Source organism: Paenibacillus sp. ov031, assembly GCF_900143165.1.
GTDB lineage: Bacteria > Bacillota > Bacilli > Paenibacillales > Paenibacillaceae > Paenibacillus > Paenibacillus marchantiae.
Genome location: NZ_FRDO01000007.1, coordinates 214,256 through 235,017, shown reverse-complemented (window position 1 = coordinate 235,017; position 20,762 = coordinate 214,256). Strand labels below are relative to the sequence as shown.

General features: G+C 45.4%; 17 protein-coding genes and 2 pseudogenes. 18 read left to right on the top strand and 1 reads right to left on the bottom strand.

The features are described from left to right. The first annotated feature begins 1 nt into the window (after position 1). The 4 genes from BUA17_RS24845 to BUA17_RS24830 all read left to right on the top strand — a co-directional run bounded on the left by BUA17_RS24845 (position 2) and on the right by BUA17_RS24830 (position 4,708). Positions 2–1,399, top strand: a complete 1,398-nt coding sequence (locus BUA17_RS24845) for a glycosyltransferase family 2 protein (protein WP_170867934.1) — start codon at positions 2–4, stop codon at positions 1,397–1,399. 68 nt (positions 1,400–1,467) lie between these two features. After that, positions 1,468–2,271, top strand: a complete 804-nt coding sequence (locus BUA17_RS24840; RefSeq protein WP_063565621.1) for a response regulator — start codon at positions 1,468–1,470, stop codon at positions 2,269–2,271. Between the two features lie 137 nt (positions 2,272–2,408). Continuing rightward, positions 2,409–3,776, top strand: a complete 1,368-nt coding sequence (locus BUA17_RS24835) for a nucleotide sugar dehydrogenase (protein WP_063565622.1) — start codon at positions 2,409–2,411, stop codon at positions 3,774–3,776. Between the two features lie 32 nt (positions 3,777–3,808). Then, complete coding sequence (locus BUA17_RS24830; RefSeq protein ID WP_244552223.1) at positions 3,809–4,708, top strand: hypothetical protein; 900 nt, start codon at positions 3,809–3,811, stop codon at positions 4,706–4,708. A gap of 127 nt (positions 4,709–4,835) precedes the next feature. Here BUA17_RS24830 and BUA17_RS24825 read toward each other — a convergent pair whose 3' ends face one another. Further along, positions 4,836–5,708, bottom strand: coding sequence for a helix-turn-helix transcriptional regulator (locus BUA17_RS24825; RefSeq protein ID WP_063565624.1), 873 nt, complete (start codon positions 5,706–5,708; stop codon positions 4,836–4,838). 464 nt (positions 5,709–6,172) lie between these two features. Here BUA17_RS24825 and BUA17_RS24820 point away from each other — a divergent pair, with 464 nt between their 5' ends. From BUA17_RS24820 to BUA17_RS24735, 14 genes and pseudogenes are all read left to right on the top strand, one after another. Further along, complete coding sequence (locus BUA17_RS24820) at positions 6,173–7,354, top strand: LLM class flavin-dependent oxidoreductase (protein WP_072735400.1); 1,182 nt, start codon at positions 6,173–6,175, stop codon at positions 7,352–7,354. 247 nt (positions 7,355–7,601) lie between these two features. Then, positions 7,602–8,876 carry an ABC transporter substrate-binding protein gene (locus BUA17_RS24815; protein ID WP_072735338.1) on the top strand — a complete coding sequence of 425 codons (1,275 nt, stop codon included), beginning with the start codon at positions 7,602–7,604 and terminating at the stop codon, positions 8,874–8,876. Positions 8,877–8,879: 3 nt separating this feature from the next. Continuing rightward, the gene (locus tag BUA17_RS24810) at positions 8,880–9,752 is read left to right on the top strand and encodes a carbohydrate ABC transporter permease (RefSeq protein WP_170867933.1); all 873 of its coding nucleotides are present in this window, start codon (positions 8,880–8,882) and stop codon (positions 9,750–9,752) included. Between the two features lie 178 nt (positions 9,753–9,930). Beyond that, the gene (locus BUA17_RS24805) at positions 9,931–10,746 is read left to right on the top strand and encodes a carbohydrate ABC transporter permease (RefSeq protein WP_072735337.1); all 816 of its coding nucleotides are present in this window, start codon (positions 9,931–9,933) and stop codon (positions 10,744–10,746) included. A 114-nt stretch (positions 10,747–10,860) separates the two neighbouring features. Continuing rightward, entirely contained in the window at positions 10,861–12,078 is a 1,218-nt protein-coding gene (locus BUA17_RS24800) for an MFS transporter (protein ID WP_063565627.1), read from the top strand. A gap of 278 nt (positions 12,079–12,356) precedes the next feature. Then, positions 12,357–13,418, top strand: a complete 1,062-nt coding sequence (locus BUA17_RS24795; RefSeq protein WP_244552222.1) for a cell wall hydrolase — start codon at positions 12,357–12,359, stop codon at positions 13,416–13,418. A gap of 439 nt (positions 13,419–13,857) precedes the next feature. Next, the gene (locus tag BUA17_RS24785) at positions 13,858–14,736 is read left to right on the top strand and encodes a prohibitin family protein (RefSeq protein WP_083584859.1); all 879 of its coding nucleotides are present in this window, start codon (positions 13,858–13,860) and stop codon (positions 14,734–14,736) included. A 216-nt stretch (positions 14,737–14,952) separates the two neighbouring features. Next, positions 14,953–15,705 (top strand): peroxide stress protein YaaA, encoded by a 753-nt coding sequence (gene yaaA / locus BUA17_RS24780; RefSeq protein ID WP_072735334.1) that lies wholly within the window; start codon positions 14,953–14,955, stop codon positions 15,703–15,705. Between the two features lie 667 nt (positions 15,706–16,372). Further along, on the top strand, positions 16,373–17,050 hold the full coding sequence (locus BUA17_RS31480) for a DUF1648 domain-containing protein (RefSeq protein ID WP_211754061.1): 678 nt from the start codon (positions 16,373–16,375) through the stop codon (positions 17,048–17,050). Between the two features lie 335 nt (positions 17,051–17,385). Further along, positions 17,386–17,646, top strand: a pseudogene (locus BUA17_RS31785) (WXG100 family type VII secretion target); the annotation flags it as partial. Between the two features lie 540 nt (positions 17,647–18,186). Further along, a pseudogene (locus BUA17_RS31780) lies at positions 18,187–18,594 on the top strand (hypothetical protein); the annotation flags it as partial. 26 nt (positions 18,595–18,620) lie between these two features. Then, positions 18,621–19,001 carry a hypothetical protein gene (locus BUA17_RS24755; protein ID WP_072735397.1) on the top strand — a complete coding sequence of 127 codons (381 nt, stop codon included), beginning with the start codon at positions 18,621–18,623 and terminating at the stop codon, positions 18,999–19,001. A gap of 248 nt (positions 19,002–19,249) precedes the next feature. Then, positions 19,250–19,735, top strand: coding sequence for a hypothetical protein (locus tag BUA17_RS24750; protein ID WP_072735332.1), 486 nt, complete (start codon positions 19,250–19,252; stop codon positions 19,733–19,735). Positions 19,736–20,197: 462 nt separating this feature from the next. Next, positions 20,198–20,410, top strand: a complete 213-nt coding sequence (locus tag BUA17_RS24735; protein ID WP_139295729.1) for a hypothetical protein — start codon at positions 20,198–20,200, stop codon at positions 20,408–20,410. Positions 20,411–20,762: the final 352 nt, after the last annotated feature.

The following is a 20,762-nucleotide window of genomic DNA, read 5'->3' as shown; positions in this document are numbered from 1 at the left end:
CATGGTCGCAATCTATTATGTCGTTGCCGTAAATACGCTTTACTTTTCCATTCTGGCCTTATCATTCCGTAATATTTGGACGATCTTCAGGCGATCGCATTATTCCAAATACAATACGTTGTCAGGCTCGGAGCTGGTACCCTCGGTTTCCTTGCTGGTGCCCGCATATAACGAGGAACTGACGATTATTGAAAATGTGAACTGTCTGATGACGCTGAATTATCCAACGTATGAAGTCATCGTGGTGAATGATGGTTCAAGCGATACGACCCTGAAGGTGTTGCTGGAAGAATATCGTCTGAAGCCGGTACCCAACACGATGATTAGGGGCAAGATTTCCTGTCAGAAAATTCGCGGGATCTACCACAATCCGGAATTTCCTGATCTGTATGTCATTGACAAGGAAAACGGCGGGAAGGCCGATTCCCTCAATGCCGGGATCAACCTGTCTCATTATCCGTTGATTTCTTCCATCGATGCCGACTCTTTGCTGGAGAAGGATGCCCTGATTCGTATGGCTCGCATGTATATGGAGAATCCGGAAGAGACGGTGGCTATTGGCGGGGATGTACGGATAGCCAACGGCTGCAAAATCGAGAATGGGGCAGTGCAGGACGTTTCACTGCCTCGCAAGATTTGGCCAATGTTTCAGTCCATCGAGTATCTCAAAGCTTTTCTCGGCGGACGGATCGGTTGGAGTCATATGAATGGTCTGATCATCGTCTCGGGTGCCTTCGGCATGTTCCGCAAGGATGCGGTTATTGCGGTTGGGGGATACCGGGACGGTTATCCGGGTGAAGACATGAACATTATCATCAAACTTCACCGTTATATGTTGGAGAATAAATTGAAATACCGCGTAGCCTTCTGCCCTGAAGCCGTGTGCTGGACACAGGCGCCGGATTCCTACCGGATCTTGTCCAGTCAGCGCAAACGCTGGGGACGTGGAAATCTGAAGAACATGATCGAGAATCGCGGCATGTTGTTCAACCCGAAATATAAAGTCATGGGCATGCTGACCATGCCGTACAACATTCTTTTTGAAGCGCTGAATCCGTATTTCCGAATTACCGGACTTCTCGCTCTCACGGGATATGTACTGATGGATATGACCCAGTGGCCGATACTTGTGCTCTTTGGATCGCTCAACATTGTGAGTGGTTATCTGCTCAGTGTGGGAGCCCTTGTGCTTGAGGAAATTGCATTCAAGCGGTATAACAAGCTATCCGATCTGGTCAAAATGCTGTTCTACTCCGCTCTGAAATTCGTCGGCTATCATCAGCTCGGCGTGCTGTGGAGATTGCAGGGGCATATCCAGTTCATGCAAAACAACAACTCATGGGGTACCATGACACGCCAGAGCTGGTCCGAGGAAGAGAAGACAAGCGAGGCGGCTTAAGCACAGCGTAATCAAAGTAATACAGCAGAAACAATATAGATAACCGAGGGAGAAGGGTGGAAAAGAACATGCCAAATACGGCGACATTGCAGCGTGAGGCTGCCGTTAATGTGTACCGCAGTGTAGAACAGGGATTGAAAGAAACGGGTGCCGAAACATGCGGCTTAATGTTCATCCATTGTGCAGGGCAGTCTCAGCCGGAGCAGCAGGTCAGGACACATCTGGAGCAGACCAGTGAGTCTGCCTACCAGGTCTGGCAGGATGGAGCCACACAGGCACTTGCTGTCCTGCTGCCAGGGTTGACACTGGATGAGGTTCATTATGAGGGGCTTCGCATCAAGCATGAATTGCAGGAGACGGTACCTGGTGCCGATCCGCAAATCACGCTGGCAAGTTTCCCGGCAGGTGAGCGTCCTTCAAAGGCAACCATTCAACATATGGCTGAGTCCGCCAAGCTGGTAGACCCGTCGGAGATTCATATCTACACGCTGGACAAGACGGCAGACGAGCCGGAACGAATTTTGATTGTGGATAACGATCCGACGGTACGCGAGTTTCTGCAATTGCGTCTGAAGATGCAGGGGTATGAAACCTATGAAGCGGTGGATGGACTGGCTGCACTGGAACTGATTGAGAAAATCACGCCTGATCTGGTGCTGACCGAATTGAACCTGTATGGCATTGATGGCCTGCCGTTCATTCAACATATCCAGAACCTGGATGTGGCTCAGCCGCCCAAAATCGTCGTATTAACGGAACAGCGTGTGGAACAAACGATCAGTCAATGCTTCCGCAGCGGAGTCGATGATTATATGACCAAACCGTTCTCACCTGTGGAGCTGGATGCCCGAATCAGGCGTTGCCTGCATTAAAAGCACCACAAGTAAAGCCAAGAGAAACAAATAGCCTTCATTAATTTTTATCAGACAAATAAGTACATCTACAGACAAACATCTATCAAATGGATTCGTCAATCAACCAAACAAATACACTGCCCGGAGGGAATATCATGGAGAATCAACAATTCCACACATTACTGAATGCGATCGAAAATAAAGAAGCGGTGCTCGGCGTGGTCGGGCTCGGTTACGTAGGATTACCACTTGCGGTGGAAATGGTCAATCAGGGTTTCACGGTAATCGGGATTGATCTGGATGCATCCAAAGTGGAGAGCATCTATCAGGGAGATTCCTATATTCACGATATTTCGTCCGAGGAATTGAAAAAAGTGATGCAAAGCGGCCGCTTCCAGCCTACAACGGATTACAGCATGCTGCGCGTGATCGATGCGTTGAGCATCTGCGTACCTACACCGCTCAGTGAAAATCAGGACCCAGATACGTCTTATATCGAGACGGTTGTGGATCAGATTAAACTGCATATGAAACCAGGCATGCTGATTACGCTGGAAAGCACGACTTATCCGGGTACTACCGAAGAACTGATCCAGGATGAGCTGGACAAGATCGGACATGAAGCAGGCAAAGACTACTTCCTGTGCTTCTCGCCTGAACGTGTGGACCCGTCCAACGGACGATTCACTACTTTTAATACACCAAAAGTAATCGGGGGAACAACTGAAGCTTGCCTCAAACTGGGAACAGCGTTGTACAGCAAATACGTTGAAACAGTTGTACCTGTATCTTCGCCAAAAGTGGCTGAAATGTCCAAACTGCTGGAAAATACATTCCGTAGCGTAAACATTGCCTTTGTTAATGAAATGGCAATGATGTGTGACCGTATGGGCATCGATATCTGGGAAGTTATCGACGCAGCTGCGACGAAGCCGTTTGGATTCATGCCTTTCTATCCGGGCCCTGGCATCGGCGGTCACTGCATCCCGCTTGATCCGATGTACCTGTCCTGGAAGGCTAAAGGATTCCGTTTCTACAGCAAGTTCATTGAGCTGGCGCAATCCACCAATGACAATATGCCATATTATGTACTGAACAAAACATCAACCATTCTGAATGAGTACGCGAAATCGGTACGTAAATCCAACATTCTGTTGCTTGGTATGTCGTACAAACCGAATATTGCCGATTTGCGTGAATCTCCAGGACTGGAGATCTATGAACAGTTCAAGGAAGGTGGAGCCAATGTCAGCTATTATGATCCACATGCTGAATCGTTCCTGGACAAGCATGGCGAGACGGTATATAGCGAAGTGTTCAACTTGGAACAGTTCAAGAAGTACGACTGCATCGTGCTGATCACCAACCACAGCGATTTGCCTTACTTTGATATTGCCGAGATGGGCGTGCCGATTCTGGATACACGTAATGCGTTCAAAACGTATCCACATCCGCACATTTACAAGATTGGTCATTCGGTACAGCACCCTGTGCTTGAGCCAAGTGAAGCGTTGCTCGTCTGAGGAATATAACGAACAAGTGGGGCAAACTGTCGGTGAAGGCAAAATGGGCCATCTTGGCCCTGCTGTTCTGCCTGCTTCTTCTGCCCTGGCTACTCAAATGGTTTTCACATGAGGAACACAAAGCGACCTGGCTGTGGGACGCTTCCATTATTGCAGAGCAGACGCCTGAAATTATCTCCTTCTCCAAGGCGCAGGGCGTGAATACCATTTTCCTGCAAATTCAGGATGAGGTACCCGATGCGACATACCGCAAATTCATCGCGGCTGCGAGGCAGGCTGAGATCGAAGTACATGCCCTTAACGGTCATGCAGACTGGGCCTATACGGAGAAGCGGGAAGAGGGACTTGCGTTTATTGAAAAAGTACGGGCATATAATGCAGCTTCGGCCAAAAATGAACGCTTTGAGGGAATTCAGCTGGATGTTGAGCCTTATCAGCTAAAACGCTGGGAGAACGAGCAGAATAGCGTTATTGCGGAGTGGAGCGACAACATGAAGGCGTGGACCAAAGCTGGTAATGATGCTGGACTCTACATGAGTGCCGCAATCCCTTTCTGGCTGGATGCTCGCGAGTCGGCAGAAGGCGGAGGTACATTCAGCCGCTGGGTGATTGATCACTTTGATGCGGTAGCCATCATGGCCTATCGGGATCGTGGTCAGCAGATGTATGATCTGTCCAAGGAAGAGCTGGATGAAGCGGATGAGCTTGGCAAGAAGGTATGGGTTGGAGCCGAACTGGCTGATACGCATGAGGGCGATCATCTAACCTTTTTCAGCAAATCTATCACCAATATGGACGAAGAAATGAAGAAAGTGTTTGATCTCGGCGCTTCTCATCCATCTTTTGCAGGTGTTGCGGTGCATCATTATGAAGCATGGTATGCAAAGGAAAACGGAATTCCGCTGGCTCGAAAGAGCGAGGAGAAGAAGTAGCGGGTGTATATAATAGGTATATGCAGTTTAAGAAAGAGCACTGTAATATGTAATGAGGAAAAGGCAAGTCTCCGATCAAGGAGGCTTGCCTTTTTTTGCTATTCGTTAGCATGCGGATGGCGACAAATCAGCTTTTATTGTTCTCGGCCGTTCGATATCGGTTGGGTGGCAGACCCACCTGCTTTTTGAACGCTTTGGAGAAAGAAAACAGATCAGGGTAACCCACCGAATGCGCTACTTCAGTTAACGTTAACGGGGTCTGAACAAGCAACCGTTTGGCCTGATTCATTTTGAGACGTTGAATATACTGGACAGGAGACAGGCCGTAGGCTTTACGGAATTGTTTGGCAAAATGGGTCCGATCCACGCCAGCGTGAGAAGATACACCTTCCACGGTAATGCCGCCGGCAAAGTGAATATCCATGTACTCCTTGCCCTTTTGCAGCCAGGGTGTGGCAGAGTCTGGTTGAAGCACTCGGGTAGCAGGGGATTTGGCAATCCGGTCAAACAATCCGAGAAAACGGGTAAGTCGTCCCAGGTCGCTTGCGCCTCCCTGAGGTTTGCGAACCTCTTCCATAAAAGCACGCATGCCACTTGCCGTCTCCGGCGTGAGTACGCCTGAACGATGCGGCGCGTCTGGAGTAAGCCCGATTCGTGCCAAAAGTTCAGCTGCATGTTTTCCATCAAAGGCAATGAAAATTTTGTGCAAAGATTCCTTTGGGTCGGACCAGTACTCATGGGTAACCTGTGGATACAGGCAGAATGCATCGCGGGCACGCAGGGAATAACGATGTCCGTTCTGTATGAAAGTTCCCTCGCCCTCCAGAACAAAAATTAAATAATGAAAAGGCGTCGTTCGAGGGCCGATATGATAGTTGCTCTTGGCTATATTACGACCGATTCGAATCGGCCATGCTCCACCGGCTTTCTCGAATTCAGACGGAGTAAAAAAAATAATATCCAAAAACTCGTGGTGGTCCTCCTTCATGCTCTCGATCATCAGGAACACCTCTTTAATATAAGTATAGTTTGTAATCTCTGAAAGTTTCTCTTATAACCTATTATACAGGTGGGTTTTGTGAATATTCAAGATCGAGAAGACCTATTCCTGTGAATTCACCACAAAATGACAAAATAAAATGGCCGCGAAATGACATTGATCACAGACAAATCAATTGTTATGATGTCCATACCTATTAAACCAAGTTAATTAATCGGCATTTGGAAGTGTACGTACTTATAAATTCAACTTTAAGAATTACACGGCAACGTAGGGGACAGAAAAGACCTGAAGAAGCGAAGCGTGCGCCTTTGTCACCGGATTTTCCCTTGAAAAGGGAAATAAAAGAAATCTGGGGACAAGAGTGATCGAAAGGTTTTCTGTAACCGAAGTGCTGAGTGAAACTATTCATTAGATCAATTTATGACCAGAAGGGATTGACTTGCGTGAGCGAACAGGAAGAGATGAAGTTTGGTTGGTTTTTGCCTACAGCAGGAGACGGAAAATATGTAGGAGTTGCCCCGGAGCGGGAACCGAGCCTGGATTATTTGGTTCAAGTAGCGCAGACAGCGGAGACGGCAGGTTTTGAATTTGTATTGATTCCGACAGGGGGAGCCTGTCTGGATGCGTGGGTTGTGGGTTCGGCTGTCATGAGTCACACGAAAACACTGCGTCCGCTTGTGGCCATTCGACCGGGTCTGGTCACCCCTGTATTGGCGGCGCGTATGGGAGCGGCACTGGATCAACTGTCTGGCGGTCGTGCCATGATCAATGTGGTGACAGGCAGTTCGGTTCGGGATTTGGAGGAACTGGGAGATCCACTGGCTCATGCCCATGATGAACGTTATGAACGGGCGAGCGAGTACATGGAAGTGATGAAGCGTTCATGGACACAATCGGCCGGGCTCAATCTGACCGAGTTTGCTGGAAGTGGTGCTCAGTCGAATCAGGAAGCATCCGAAGACAATTCGGAGTTTAACGGTAAGTATTATAATTTCAAAGGTCCGGTAGGCATGCCTGAAACGGTGCAAAATCCGTATCCGCCGTTCTACTTGGGTGGAAGTTCACCGATTGCAAAGCGGGTCGCTGTTGAGCACGCAGATACATTCCTCATGTGGGGAGAGCCGCATGACTGGATTCAGGAGCAGATCGAAGAAATTGAAGTCATTCGCGAACAGATCAAAGAGGAAATCGGACAAGATCGTCAGTTGCGTTACGGCATGCGGGCACAAGTACTCATCCGGGATACGGAAGAAGAAGCATGGGCGGCGGCTTGGGAGATTATTAGCAAAGTCCCACCAGAGGCCATCGAAAAAGCCAAAGCAGCCTTCGCAGAGACGGATGCAACAAACCAACGCAGACAGAATGAGCTGCGGGAGCTGTCCGAGAAACAGCAGTTCGTTGTAGGGCCAAACCTGTGGACAGGGTTATCCGTTGTTCGTTCAGGCGGAGCGATCCTCATTGTCGGTACAGCAGAACAGGTCGCAGAACGATTGATGGAATATGGAGATCTGGGCGTGACAACATTTATATTATCCGGGTACCCACATTTGGAAGAAGCCGAAATTTTCGGCCGGACTGTGATGCCCATTATTCGTGAGAAGTGGAAAACAAGACAGAAGAAGCATTCAGTTACTACCAACTAAATAAGTGAAACCTTTTTTACACGGTAACGAAGAGGACAGAAAAAATCTGGAGAAGCGTAGCGTTCGCCTGAAAGCTTTCTGGAAGAAAGCTGCATCGGAAGCATACGCTATCACCGGATTTTCCCATTGAAAGGAATAATTCAAAAAATTGGGGATAACAGCGATTGGAAGATGGTTCTGACCGCGTAGTGGTTCAGTGTAAAATCATTGTTTAACTTATATAACATCCTTCAGGAGGTCTTCTTTCATGAGAAAAAAACAAAAATATATCCTGACCCTTGTCAGTATGCTGGTGATGTCCATCCTGCTGTCTGCCTGCGGCGGCGGGGATAACGCGGCATCAGGAGGGAACGATTCCTCCGGTTCGGGCAAAGTAACGATCAGCTTCATGCACTGGCGTGGAGAGGATGTGGAAGCGCTGAACAAAACGATTGATGCGTTTGAAAAGGAAAATCCGAACATCCATGTGGAAATGCAGACTCTTCCTTCGGACCAATATCAATCCACTGTACAATCCAAAATCAGTGATGGTTCAGTTGGGGATGTATTTGCTTCCTTCCCTGGTGCACAGTTCGAAGCCTTCACTAAAGCCGGATTGTTCACTGATCTGACTGGATCGTCGTTTCTGTCTGCATACAATCCTAAGCTAATTGAAGCAGGCCAGCACGATGGCAAGCAATATGCAATTCCTTATCAACTCGTATATAACGATCCAATCTACAATGTGAAGTTGTTCGAAAAATATGGATTGACCCCGCCAACGGATTGGGAAGGCTTCCTGGCACTATGCCAGACGCTGAAAGACAACGGCATCATTCCGATTGCATTTGCTGGAGCGGATATTGGTCCAGGCCAATTCATGAATACGATGGTGATGAACAATGCACCGAGTGACGACATTTTTACCAAAGTGGAAGCCGGAGAGGCCAAACTGACGGATGAGTTTTGGGTGAAAACCTTAACTCAGATCAAAGAACTGAACGACAAAGGATACTTCCAGCAGGACGCACTGGGAACGAAAGACCCGGCAGCGGGAGCACTCTTTATCCAGGAGAAAGCAGCCATGCTGGCGAGCGGATCGTATCAGTTGGCACAGAACAAGCTTCAAAATCCGAATCTGGAGCAGAAGCTGCTTGCACCGATTACGGTGAGTGCCGATCAGGCGAAGTATGAAGGCGTTCATACGACGACATTTATGCTTGCGGTGAACAGCAAGTCCAAACACCCCGAAGAAGCGAAGAAGTTCATCGAATTCCTGAGCAATCCGGAAGTGGCTGGCGAATATGCCAACCAGACGGGACAGAATGTAACGGTGAATGATGTGAAGTACGATACACCTGAGCTCCAGGTTGCCGGAGATTGGGCGAGCAAAAAAACCGTGTTCCAGCCACGGTTCACTATCCTGAACGGAGATAATCAGAAAGCAGTAACCAACTCCATTCAGGCTGTACTGAGCGGAACTTCTCCTGAAGAAGCAGCGCAGCAGGCACAGGCGATCATTGATCAGCATATCGGGAAATAAACGATGAAGAACCGTATTCAGCTATCCCTGTTTTTGTTACCCGGGTTGCTGCTGTACGTTGCACTGTTCGTATTTCCTACATTGACGGGGCTGTTCTACTCCTTTACGGATTGGGACGGGGTATCCCCGTCGTATGCATTTGTAGGGCTGGATAATTACAAGGACAGTCTCAGCAGCATCGTATTTCGCAAAGCCTTTGGCAACAACGTCGAGTTCATGTTAACGGTTGTCATTGCGCAAACCTTTATTTCACTTGTTCTGGCGCTGCTTTTGGTACGTAACACAAAGACACGCATCGCGCTCCGGGCGCTCTATTTTCTGCCTGCGATTCTGTCCTCCGTATCGGTGGGTCTGATCTGGGCCTTTATGTACGATCCTTCGATCGGGCTCATTAACTATGGTTTGAACGAGGCTGGTATGGGGAGCTTTGCCCACAACTGGATTGGTGATCCGAAGATCGCAATTTACTCGATTGCCGCGGTACAGGTCTGGGCACATGCCGGGCAGATGATGATCGTGTTTATCGCAGGTCTGCAAGGCATTCCAGCGGAGCTGTATGAAGCAGCACGTATGGATGGCGGCAGCAAATGGCAGGTATTCCGTACCGTGACCTGGCCTTTGCTTGCACCTTCGGCAACAATTGTCGTGGCCTATACCACGATTCAGTCCTTCAAGGCTTTTGACCTCATTTTCACCATGACGGACGGAGGCCCTAACTACGCTACTGAAATTTTGACGACATACATCTATCATACTGCCTTTGGCAGCTACTCATTTGGCCTTGCTTCTGCGGGTTCGATGATTTTCCTGGTTCTGCTCGCTTTGCTGACGTTATTGCAGTTCAAGGCGCTGCGTGCCGACCGGGTAAGCTATTAACGATTGGACGGATTGATTTGTTCGTGAATAGGTGAGTCGTGAGTATTCTAATTGTTAAACGAATTATTGAACGAGTTCCGGATTTCATTACGTTGAAATGACTTTAGGGCAGAAAACTTGAATGAGAACGATGCCTGAGCAGACCTAAAAGACTTAAAGAAGAAGGGAGGGGGTTCCTATGCTTTTAAAATGGTTCAATCGACTGATCCTATTGGTGTACGCCCTGTTAATTCTTGTGCCGCTGTACTTTGTATTTGTGTCATCGTTCAAAACGAGCAGCAACTTCTTCATCAGTCCATTTAGCTGGCCGGACCCGTTTACATGGGACAATCTCACTGGCATGTTCCGCAACCAGCCGATGTGGCAGTATTTCGGGAACAGTCTGGTCGTAACGCTGGGTACCGTTGCGATTGAGTTGTTGCTCAGCAGCATGATTGCTTATGCCATTGTTCGCTGGGGTGGCAGTGTGGGCAAAATTGTGTTTGCTTTGTTCGTTGCAGGTCTGATCGTTCCTTCCCAAGTGAGCATGCTGCCGATCTATTCTCTGACACGTACGCTCGGATGGTCGGACAGTCTGACAGGACTCATAGTAGTATCAGCAGCGATGTTAATGCCGGTCTCCGTATTTATGCTTACGGGCTTCATGCGTATGCTGAATGCGGAAATACTGGAAGCGGGCAGTATGGATGGAGCAAGCGAGTGGAGGCTCTATACACGGATTGCCCTACCACTCGCCGCACCTTCTCTGGCAGCTACAGCCACGTTCCTGCTCGTTATGGTGTGGAATGATCTGCTCATTCCAATGCTGATGCTCAGCAGTAAGTCCAAGCTAACGTTACCACTCGCACTCATGCAGTTCCGCGGGGAATACGTGACGAACTATCCAATGATGCTCACCGGTGTACTGGTTACTGCCATTCCGATGATCGTGCTGTTCATTCTGCTCCAGCGTTATTTTGTAGCAGGTCTGACAGCGGGTTCACTCAAGGGGTAAGGTATAGGAAGAAGATCAACGGATATGCGTATTTTACATTGATTTCTGGATCATTCTGCATAATAATGGTTTAGTGTCAGAATGACTACATAGAGATCAAGGGAGCTATAAGACATGAGCAAACTGGAAGTATTGCGGAATCCCAAGCAGCGCAAGCTGCTGTTCAGTGCCGGCATGAGCTGGCTGTTTGATGCCATGGAAGTCGGCATGATTTCCTTCATCGTGGCTGCACTCGCCAAGGAATGGAGTCTCAGCCCTGGACAAGTCGGGGTGCTTACGAGTATCAACTCCATCGGTATGGCGCTCGGTGCATTGCTTGCGGGGGCACTTGCGGACCGTTTCGGCCGAAAGGCCATTTTGATGTGGACCCTACTGATCTTTACGATCGCGAGCGGTCTGTCAGCCTTGGCCACCGGATTCGCTGTATTGTGTGTACTGCGTCTGATTGCAGGTATCGGCCTCGGCGGAGAGCTGCCCGTGGCATCTACATTGGTATCGGAGTCGATGCCTACGGCAGAACGTGGACGTGCAGTTGTACTGCTGGAGAGTTTCTGGGCAGGTGGCTGGATTGTATCGGCACTCATTGCCAACTTTGTTATCCCGGAATATGGCTGGAGAATTGCTTTTGCCATTGGTGCCGTTCCAGCGTTCTATGCGCTGTATCTGCGCCGTGCCATTCAGGACCCGCCTCGTTACAAGAACAATACCAAGATTAAGAAAATCACGTTCCGCGAAAAGGTAGCGACGGTTTGGTCGGCACCGCATCGCCGCACAACGTTGATGCTCTGGATCTTGTGGTTTACCGTCATTTTCTCTTATTATGGCATGTTCTTATGGTTGCCATCGGTTGTTATGGCAAAAGGCTTTACGTTGGTCAAAAGCTTCCAGTACGTGCTGATTATGACGATCGCACAGCTGCCAGGTTACTTCACGGCGGCGTACTTCATTGAGCGGTTTGGCCGCAAATTTGTACTTGTCGTTTATCTTACATTGACAGCAGTAAGTGCGATTGCTTTTGGACTGGCAACAACGGAAGCGACGATCCTGACCGCAGGTATCTGTCTTTCCTTCTTCAATCTGGGAGCTTGGGGCGGTCTGTACGCATACAGTCCGGAATTGTACCCCACTTCCGTTCGTTCAACAGGTGTGGGTCTTGCTACATCGGTAGGCCGGATTGGGGGCGTGCTTGCTCCATTAATGGTTGGTATGTTGGTTCAGCGTGAAGTCGCAATCAGCCTAATTTTCACGATTTTCTTCGTGACCATCCTCATTGGCGCTGCGGCTGTGCTGTTCCTGGGCCGGGAAACCAAGGGTCTGGAGCTGGCCGAATAAATGTCAATAAATACAACGCAACTTTTGTGCGGGTCTGCCTGCCTACGACTATAACGGGGTGGATAAGCGGCAGAAGGTTGATACAAGAAGAGGCATGACTATGGCGTGACCATGGGCTCATGTCTCTTTTTGCTGTGTTTAGAGTGGATTTTCGCCTGCGCCATCGGTCCGATAGACGTCACTTTTTCTATATCCTATAATGACACTCGGGATGTAGGGCCGTGAGGATTCAGGGGGAAGAAGTGGGATCTGGATTCAGAAAAGTGGAGGTTAATGGAATGATGAAGAACAAAATTGAAATGGATCAAACGTGTGAAATGATTGAAAAGAATATGATGAATGAGAAGAATAAAATGAATGAAAAGCATATGATGAGTGGACAGAATGGCGTGTGTGAAGTAGTACGTGTGACTGATAATGTCGGTATGAATGTAATGTACAGCTATAATGGCAACGATAAGATAAGTGAGATAAACGGGAGATATGATGTGATTGATCTTACTCCTGTTAAAGAGATGAAAGAAATGAAACAGATGAAGATGACGAGCTATATCTACAGCCTAGATGAAGAGTTTAGATTAGATAACGGGGATGAGAGGCTTGATCTGCATGATTTGCACACAAGCACTGGCCACATGGAACCTATTACCATCAGCCGGAAAATCACCCATCGCAGAGGGAGAAAGGCTGGCAAAAGAGCAGGACGAGTCAGTGTGCTTCTCGGTGCCTTCGCAATGGCTCTCGGTCTCACGATGGCAGCTCCGCCTGCCGGAGCACAGAAGCTGGAACAGGGCGTTCGCGGTGAACATGTGCTGCAATTGCAGGAGCAATTAAACGAACTGGGGTATTTTAAAGCTGGATTGACGGGGTATTATGGGTCTCTCACCAAAGGCGCTGTCCGTAAGTTCCAACAGGCTCAGGGGCTGAGTGCGGATGGGATTGCAGGCCCGGCAACACTGAACAGACTGAACAAGAAGGCTGCAGCCCAAGGTAACACGCTGCGCCAGCTCGCGAAGCTGATTCATGGGGAAGCACGCGGAGAGTCCTTTGAAGGACAGGTTGCTGTAGGCGCGGTCGTCTTGAACCGAGTCCATTCGAATGCATTCCCTTCATCAATTCCAAAAGTGATTTTCCAAAAAGGGCAGTTCACGGCCATAGACGATGGACAGTTTAATACAAAGCCAACCCAGACTTCCTATCAGGCAGCTCGTAAAGCTTTGAATGGCACTGATCCAACACACGGAGCACTTTATTATTATAATCCGAAAATTGCGACTTCGTTGTGGAGTAAGAGCAGACCAACATTACTGACGATTGGGCAGCATGATTTTACTAGGTGAGTTTAAGTAGAGATAAATAATGTATTATTTGAAATGATAATGATGAACCTCGGCTGTACGCTGCTGAATGCAGACGTGCTACCGGGGTTTCTTTTATATTTTGATTGTGCAGGCGAGGGGATTGGGGAAATCTTCCGTATTATTATGTCCCTCTTTTCAATTGACAGCAAAGAAGGATATTGGAATGGTGTCTGAATATCCTTGAAACCGAATACGATTTTACAAAGTATATATAAAGGAGGATATAATTAGTTGCTATTTATAAATTTGTACTCGGTTACATCCATAGAGGGGAGGACGAATATGCCATTTATTGGGGGAATCATTTTAATCTTTATCCTAGCATTTATTCTATGGTCATTAATGTTCCCGCTATTCAATAAAATAGGTGGTAGACTGCTGAAGAAATACAATAAATTCAAACAAGAGGAGAATGGTGATGGAAAATTCAAAGACGTTTAAAGTAGGGGCTATTGCGGTTGCAGTAGTTATTATTGTGGGAGTGTTACTGGTGACCTTTTTTTTAACACGAATTCCTAATGGATATGTTGGGGTCGTTTATTCACCAAATGGAGGCGTAAAAGACAGTACATTGAGTCAAGGGTGGAAACTAGTTGGAGCGTTTGATAAAGTAACGAAATATCCGATCCGAATTCAAACGGTTGAATACAGAGATATTCAGATTGCTACTTCTGACGGGAAAAACATCACAATCGATTTTGCTTACAACTACCAAGTAGAACCAAGTAAAGTATCTTCTATATTCAATACATTTGGGCCAATTAGCATTCAAGAAATTGAGGATACATATCTCAAAACACGTTTCCGCGACGCAGCTCGTAAAGGTATTTCTAAGTTTACAGTCATTGATGTTTATGGTGAAAAGTCATCCGAAGCAGGAGTGGATGTTCAACAACGTTTTTCTGATGACGTTAAAGAGTTAGGCTTTATTGTATCCAACGTTACCGTAGGTGTTCCTCAACCTGATGCCAAGACTCAGGAGGCAATCGATAAGCGTGTCGAAGCTTCACAAGAACTGGAACGTAAAACAACTGAACTTGAGATCGCCAAGAAAGAAGCAGATCGTAAGCGCGTGGAAGCGCAAGGTAACGCAGACAAACTATTGATCGAAGCAGAAGGTCAAGCTAAAGCAAACAAAGAGCTTCAACAATCATTATCGAGTCAACTCGTTGAATATGAAACCATCAAGAAATGGGATGGAGCACTTCCCTATGTAAGTGGATCAAATACTCCAATGATTCAATTGCCGACTACAAAAACAGAGCAAAATAGCAGCGCGGGGAGCGTATCTCCCTAATTAGCGGTTTGAAATGCACGCCTTACTTTTTCAACAATTTAATGTGTTGAATTCTAATGAACAAGCCGGTCCAATCGTGGGCTGACTTGTTCATTTTTGAGTCATTTCAAAGGCACCATGAAGGATTTAGTTAAGCCTAGATATTGGATTCACCTAGCCAATCCTGTACAATGAATAACGACAAAAACAACGGTAGATTAAGGATGGATCAGCACGATGAGAATTATCATATCACCCGCCAAAAAGATGAAGATCGATACCGATCTTATGGCTATTGCGCAGATGCCGCAATTTATAAACGAGTCAGAACAGCTGTTGAGTCTGCTTCAAAAGTTATCCTATGACGAACTCAAAGCGATGTGGAAGTGTAACGATGCAATCGCCGAACAGAACGTGGAGCGGATTCGGAATATGAATATAAAAGCAAATCTTACGCCAGCCATCTATGCCTATGAGGGTATTCAGTATCAATATATGGCTACGGGTGTTTTCCAAAATGAGGAACTGGAGTATCTTCAGCAGCATGTACGCATATTATCCGGTTTTTATGGCATGTTACGGCCATTGGATGGGGTTACCCCTTATCGGTTGGAGATGCAGGGCAAGTTTCAAGGTCCGGGGTTCAAGTCCCTTTATCAGTTCTGGGGCAGCAAATTGGCAGATCAGCTTCAATCGGAAAGCGACTGTATCCTGAATTTGGCTTCAAAAGAGTATAGCAAAAACATCACGCCTTTTCTGAGCGAGGAAACCCGATTTATCACTTGTGTATTTGGACAAATGGTCGACGGGAAGATTGTTGAAAAGGCAACCCGGGCCAAGATGGCCAGAGGTGAGATGGTACGATATATGGCAGAGCGTAAAATTACAGATGTGAAGGATATTAGAAGTTTTGATCGGTTAGGTTTTGTTTTCTCAGAAGAGAAGTCGGATGAGAGTAATTATGTATTTATATATTCAGAGGAGAAATAGCTAGTTTTACAGCGATGGATTTGATGAACATCTTGCAGTTGTCAGATGAGTAACTCTACGTAACAAAAAATCTGGATAAATTGTTAATTTCGCCCCTGTAGTCACTAAAAGCGATTATATTTAATTTATGTTCAAGTCGATTACCTATCCTAATTTAATAGGATAATCATACGCAAAAAGGCATAGTGATGATTCCCCTATGCTATAAGGGTTATAGAGTTTTCGAATACACACTTATGTATAAGAGGAGGCGAATGATATAACGATAATGCCTGTTATGGTAATGATCTTTGTATTTGTACCTACCATTGTACTCATGGTAAGCCTGCCTTATTTAACAAGAGAGACGATTAGTTTTGGGGTCACCGTCAGCGCTGCACAATTCCACAGTGAGCCTCTGCGCCAGATGCGGAAGTCATATGCTAGGATTAGTGCTACCTTACATACCATTCTATTCATTGTTTGCATCATCTGCCTAATATACGTTGAACATTCCAAGCAACAAAGTTGGATCATTGTCACTTATTCACTCACCATGGTCGTAATCTCCCTAGTCATAAACATTAGCTATCATTTCAAAATGAAAAGTTTACTACCTATGCTGCCTATTGCTCCGGAACCATCGATCATTGCAGTGGACACTGAATTTCGGAAAAGAAACATTGGCTTGTCTAGTAATTGGTTCCTCATTCATTTTTTAATTATTGGTGTTAGTATTCTAACTGTGCTACGCAACTACGATCTTATTCCTGATCAGATTCCGATCCATTTCAACAGCAGTTGGAACGTAGACCGCTATGCAGCTAAATCTTATAGTTCTGTGTTTATGCCTACGATACTGCAAGTGTTCATAACACTTTTGTTCATATTTGAGAATTGGAGTATTCGCAGAGTGAAGCATCAGGTTCAACCCACTGATCCTAACCGTTCCATCAGACAAGACGTAACATTCCGCCGTACTTGGTCATATTTTATGATTACAGCAAGCTTCTTAATAGTTATCCTGTTTTCCGTCGTGCAACTAAACATGATATCTCTGCTTAACATCAATTTCGCTATCCCCATTATCCTAATTATAATAGCTTTTATCATCCTATACGCCTTCGCCTTATCGTTCTGGGCTGGTCAGGGCGGAAGCCGCTTGGAGCGATCTGACGATTCCTCCAATGTCAGACCTGTCCATGATGATGATAAATGGCTATTAGGTATGATTTATTTCAATCGCAAAGATCCAAGCCTAATGGTCGAGAAAAGGTTCGGAGTCGGCTGGGGATTAAATTTCGGTCACCCAGTAAGCTGGCTGATTTGTCTCGGAATTATTGTATTGTTAGTTGTGGTGCGGTAACAAGGCTTGGAGGTTAATACTCACCGGAGTACTAGGGGCTTCATAAACCCAGGAATAGGCCCAAGCATCATCTACGATACGATCACCGTCCAAATCAATAGCCTCAGTCCAGTTGTTTGTCATTGTATTGCCTGCGAGTGTACCGTAGTGAGAACTGTCATAACCGAAGGATCTCCATATATTTGGGATCGGAGAGATTTTATGGGACCATAGTTCGGATGAAAATCATTCTGAGCGTGGATTCATCAAGTGAAATCAGGAAGATAGCAGGATGTATTGTGATAATACTTCTGCTAACATAGGTTGATCATATCTTAGATGAGCGGTGAAAACGGATGAGTACAATCAAAGTTACACCTGAGCAACTACATCACGTATCCAATCAGGTGGATCGGGCGAGACAACAATTGGAGCATATCCGCATTGAACTGACACGACAGATCATGTCTATTCAGGTGATGTGGGCGGGGGCGACGCAGGAGCGATTCTATTATGAGTTTGAGCAGTCGCGCCCTGTACTGGATAAAGCACTGGAAAGTATGGTGAACACCTCTAAGGAACTGAAGGATATTGCCACGCGTTTTGAGGATGCTGATGCTCAGAAGGTGAGCCTGGGTAGTGCTGCTGGCGCTGTGGGTGTGGGAGCAATGATGAAGGCCTTGGGAAATGATTCGGGTTCGGAGGATAAAGGCTACCGGATGGCACAAGTCAATGTGTATGGGAAGCTGATGTGGATGCCTGTGAACGAGAATGGCGTTACGGATCAGGCAGCCCTGCAGGCATATCAGAAGGATAAGGGGCATTTGGATTTTAATCGGATGCAAGCTACGGATGCTGAAACGCCAGGGGAAGATATTTATGCGATGCAGATCAAAGCCTTTGAAAATGGAATTCATCCTTTCACAGGCGAGCCTGTATCCGATAGGTATGCTCAGATGATGCTGACTTCTCTGAAGTTCAGCCAGATCTTTATGGCTTTTCAGATGGTTCGCGGAAGTATGCCAGGTCGCAAAGGTCCGTTTCGCTTGCCTTCTTCTCATCCAGCTGTGGCAAAGATTAAAAAGAATTTGGAAGCGGCTGAAGCGAGGAAAGGTAGTAATATTAAGGGGACGGGTGATGTTAGACCTGCTCAAATAATTGAAAACAGATATCCAAATGAGATTCAGCAAGGAAAGGGTTTTGAATATGTTTTGGAGAATGGTCAAGTTAAGATTCGAGATGGAATTAAAGAGGTTGACTTCGTCATAGATGTAAATGGTAACTTAAAGGTTGGACGAGGACATTCTCATTTAGCTAATGGAGCTGATGTTCAAGCTGCTGGAAAACTAAAAGTCGATGCAAATGGAAATGTTAGAAGAATAACAAATGAATCAGGACACTATACTCCAACGACTGAGCAAGCCAAAAAATATGAGCAAATATTTAATAGTGCTGGAATAAAGACAGAAAACGCTTGGTTAGAGATATATCAATTAGAAGTAACGAGCAACGGTTATGTTGATTTAGGGAAATTAAAGAAAGTACAGTCAACTAAATTGAAATAGTGGGAGGAGATATTTTGATTACTCAAATGAATGAGGAGATTTTTTCAACAAATTTATCTAAAGCAGTTGATGAGATAAAACAGGCTAGAAACATTTCGAGAGATATAGTTAAATTTGTCATAGAGCCTGTCGAAGAACGTGGGAAAATGTTAGATGGTGGTGATGAAATGATGAAACGTCTTGTGTTATCTAAAGAGAATATTGGTGGTAAAAAACTATTGTTAGAAGATGTTGTTGGGGTTTTAGGAGGGCTTTTTCCAAAAGCCCCCATATGGATTAATGTATCTTTTGTGGAAATTGAAGGAGATGCCGCTATATTCAAATTGGAAACTAGTTTACGTTTTAGAAAACCAACCTTATTAAGGAATGCTGAAACAGGTCATGCACCTTTTAACGCGATTGTATAAGGTATGTAACGATTGTTGCGTAATCTCTTTACAGAAACTCATGGGGCTACCCAGTATGGAATGAGTCCATCATTCAATTAAAAAGCATCAATATCGGCACGCCAGAACAGCCAAATATTCTGGTGGGTGAAGAAGCTATAAAACGGTTGCAAGATAATAGTTTGTTTAAGGAATAGATTTTATGCTCGAACTTGCATAGAATGTGGTCTCACCAGATAAACTGCACTTCGGAATAGGGAGAAATGAAAATGGGAACTTCAGCGGTTATCCTAACAAAGAAAGATAAATATTCTCCAGAGCAGCTTCTAGCTGATACTATTGTTGCAGCTTTTCATTCGGACGCAGCTCTTTATTTCTATAACAATAAAACATATACAAATGAAGGAGAATTTTTGTATACAACGCTGAATATTAATCATAAGTCATTTACAGGGGACAATGAATCCTCATTGATTTTCCATATTCACAGCATTAGTAGCCTAAGTACTGAATTTTATTATCACGAAGATTTAGGTTTAGATCCTAACGTATCACTATGCCAAGTCGGGCACATTGAGGATATCTATGGTAATCAAGAGTTAATACTTCATTTTATTTATGAATATCTCAAGTTGAATCCTGATGATTATTTTTGGATTGCGGACAATGATTGGGTATACAGCCGGGAGGACATACAAAAACTGAAATCTTTACCGTACGACCCGGATTGGTGTTATAAAAATCCCAAAGACTAACTTCTAAATTACGACAAAGGGAACATAAAGCATTTTGATCCTGCATTCCGATTAATGTTTAGGAAGAGATAGATGATGTATAAATTATTGACAACAAAAACTGAAATAGATAGATTAGTCGAATCTTATTTCTGGATTATTGATTTTCCGAGAGCTTTAACATACTTCGGAGATCATGAGAGACATGGTTATGGTTCAGGTCCAGTGGAGGTACAATTTTCATCCTATCATATCCAGAAGAGGAAGAGTATATCGGTAATCAGAAAGTGTGTTTTATTGGAGAGCCGCCAGCATATGATGAAGATGTAATGGCAGTCATGGAATATGATGAATTTTATAACTATTTAGTCATTTACAGCGAAAATTACCTTCAGGAGCACCCAAAGGAAAAAGAGAGAATTGTCAATTTATTAGATGTCGTGAGAAATAGACTGAATTTAATGAAGAGAACGGACGATAACCTTGACTGTACAAAAGACAGTGAGTGAACTGCATCAGTTAATTAATCAAGATTGGTCGAAGTTAGATCAGGCAGAGTTAATAACGAAGCGGGAAGCAGTAGACTCTCTGTCCAATCAACTCATATTCGAGATAGATCATACGAACGACTCTGATCATTTACTAGAAGCGATCAATGTTGAGCTCACACATTTCTTTTTGCCGATCCCTGTGTGATGAAGATGTATCAAAGATTGATCCTGTTGCTTCCAATCACCCCGTCCTACTATGAATGGTTCACAGAGTACCTTTTACAGTATGGCCCCGAATGGCAGGAAGAGGCGAATGTTTTAACTGAACTTTACAAGAAAGAAGATTCAACGTGTTTGCGATTTTGTACAATAGATTGAGCGTATTAAAGATTTCGGGAATATAGGATAACGTTAGGGTGAAAAGAGATGAATTTTCTAAAGGATCATTGATTTAATCACATTAGTAGTCATAGTTTTTGTCACATGGTATGGCACGCATAAAAAGGATATGAAAAACCTTGAAGAGGGATTAAAAACATATTTAACCGTTGAAAAGG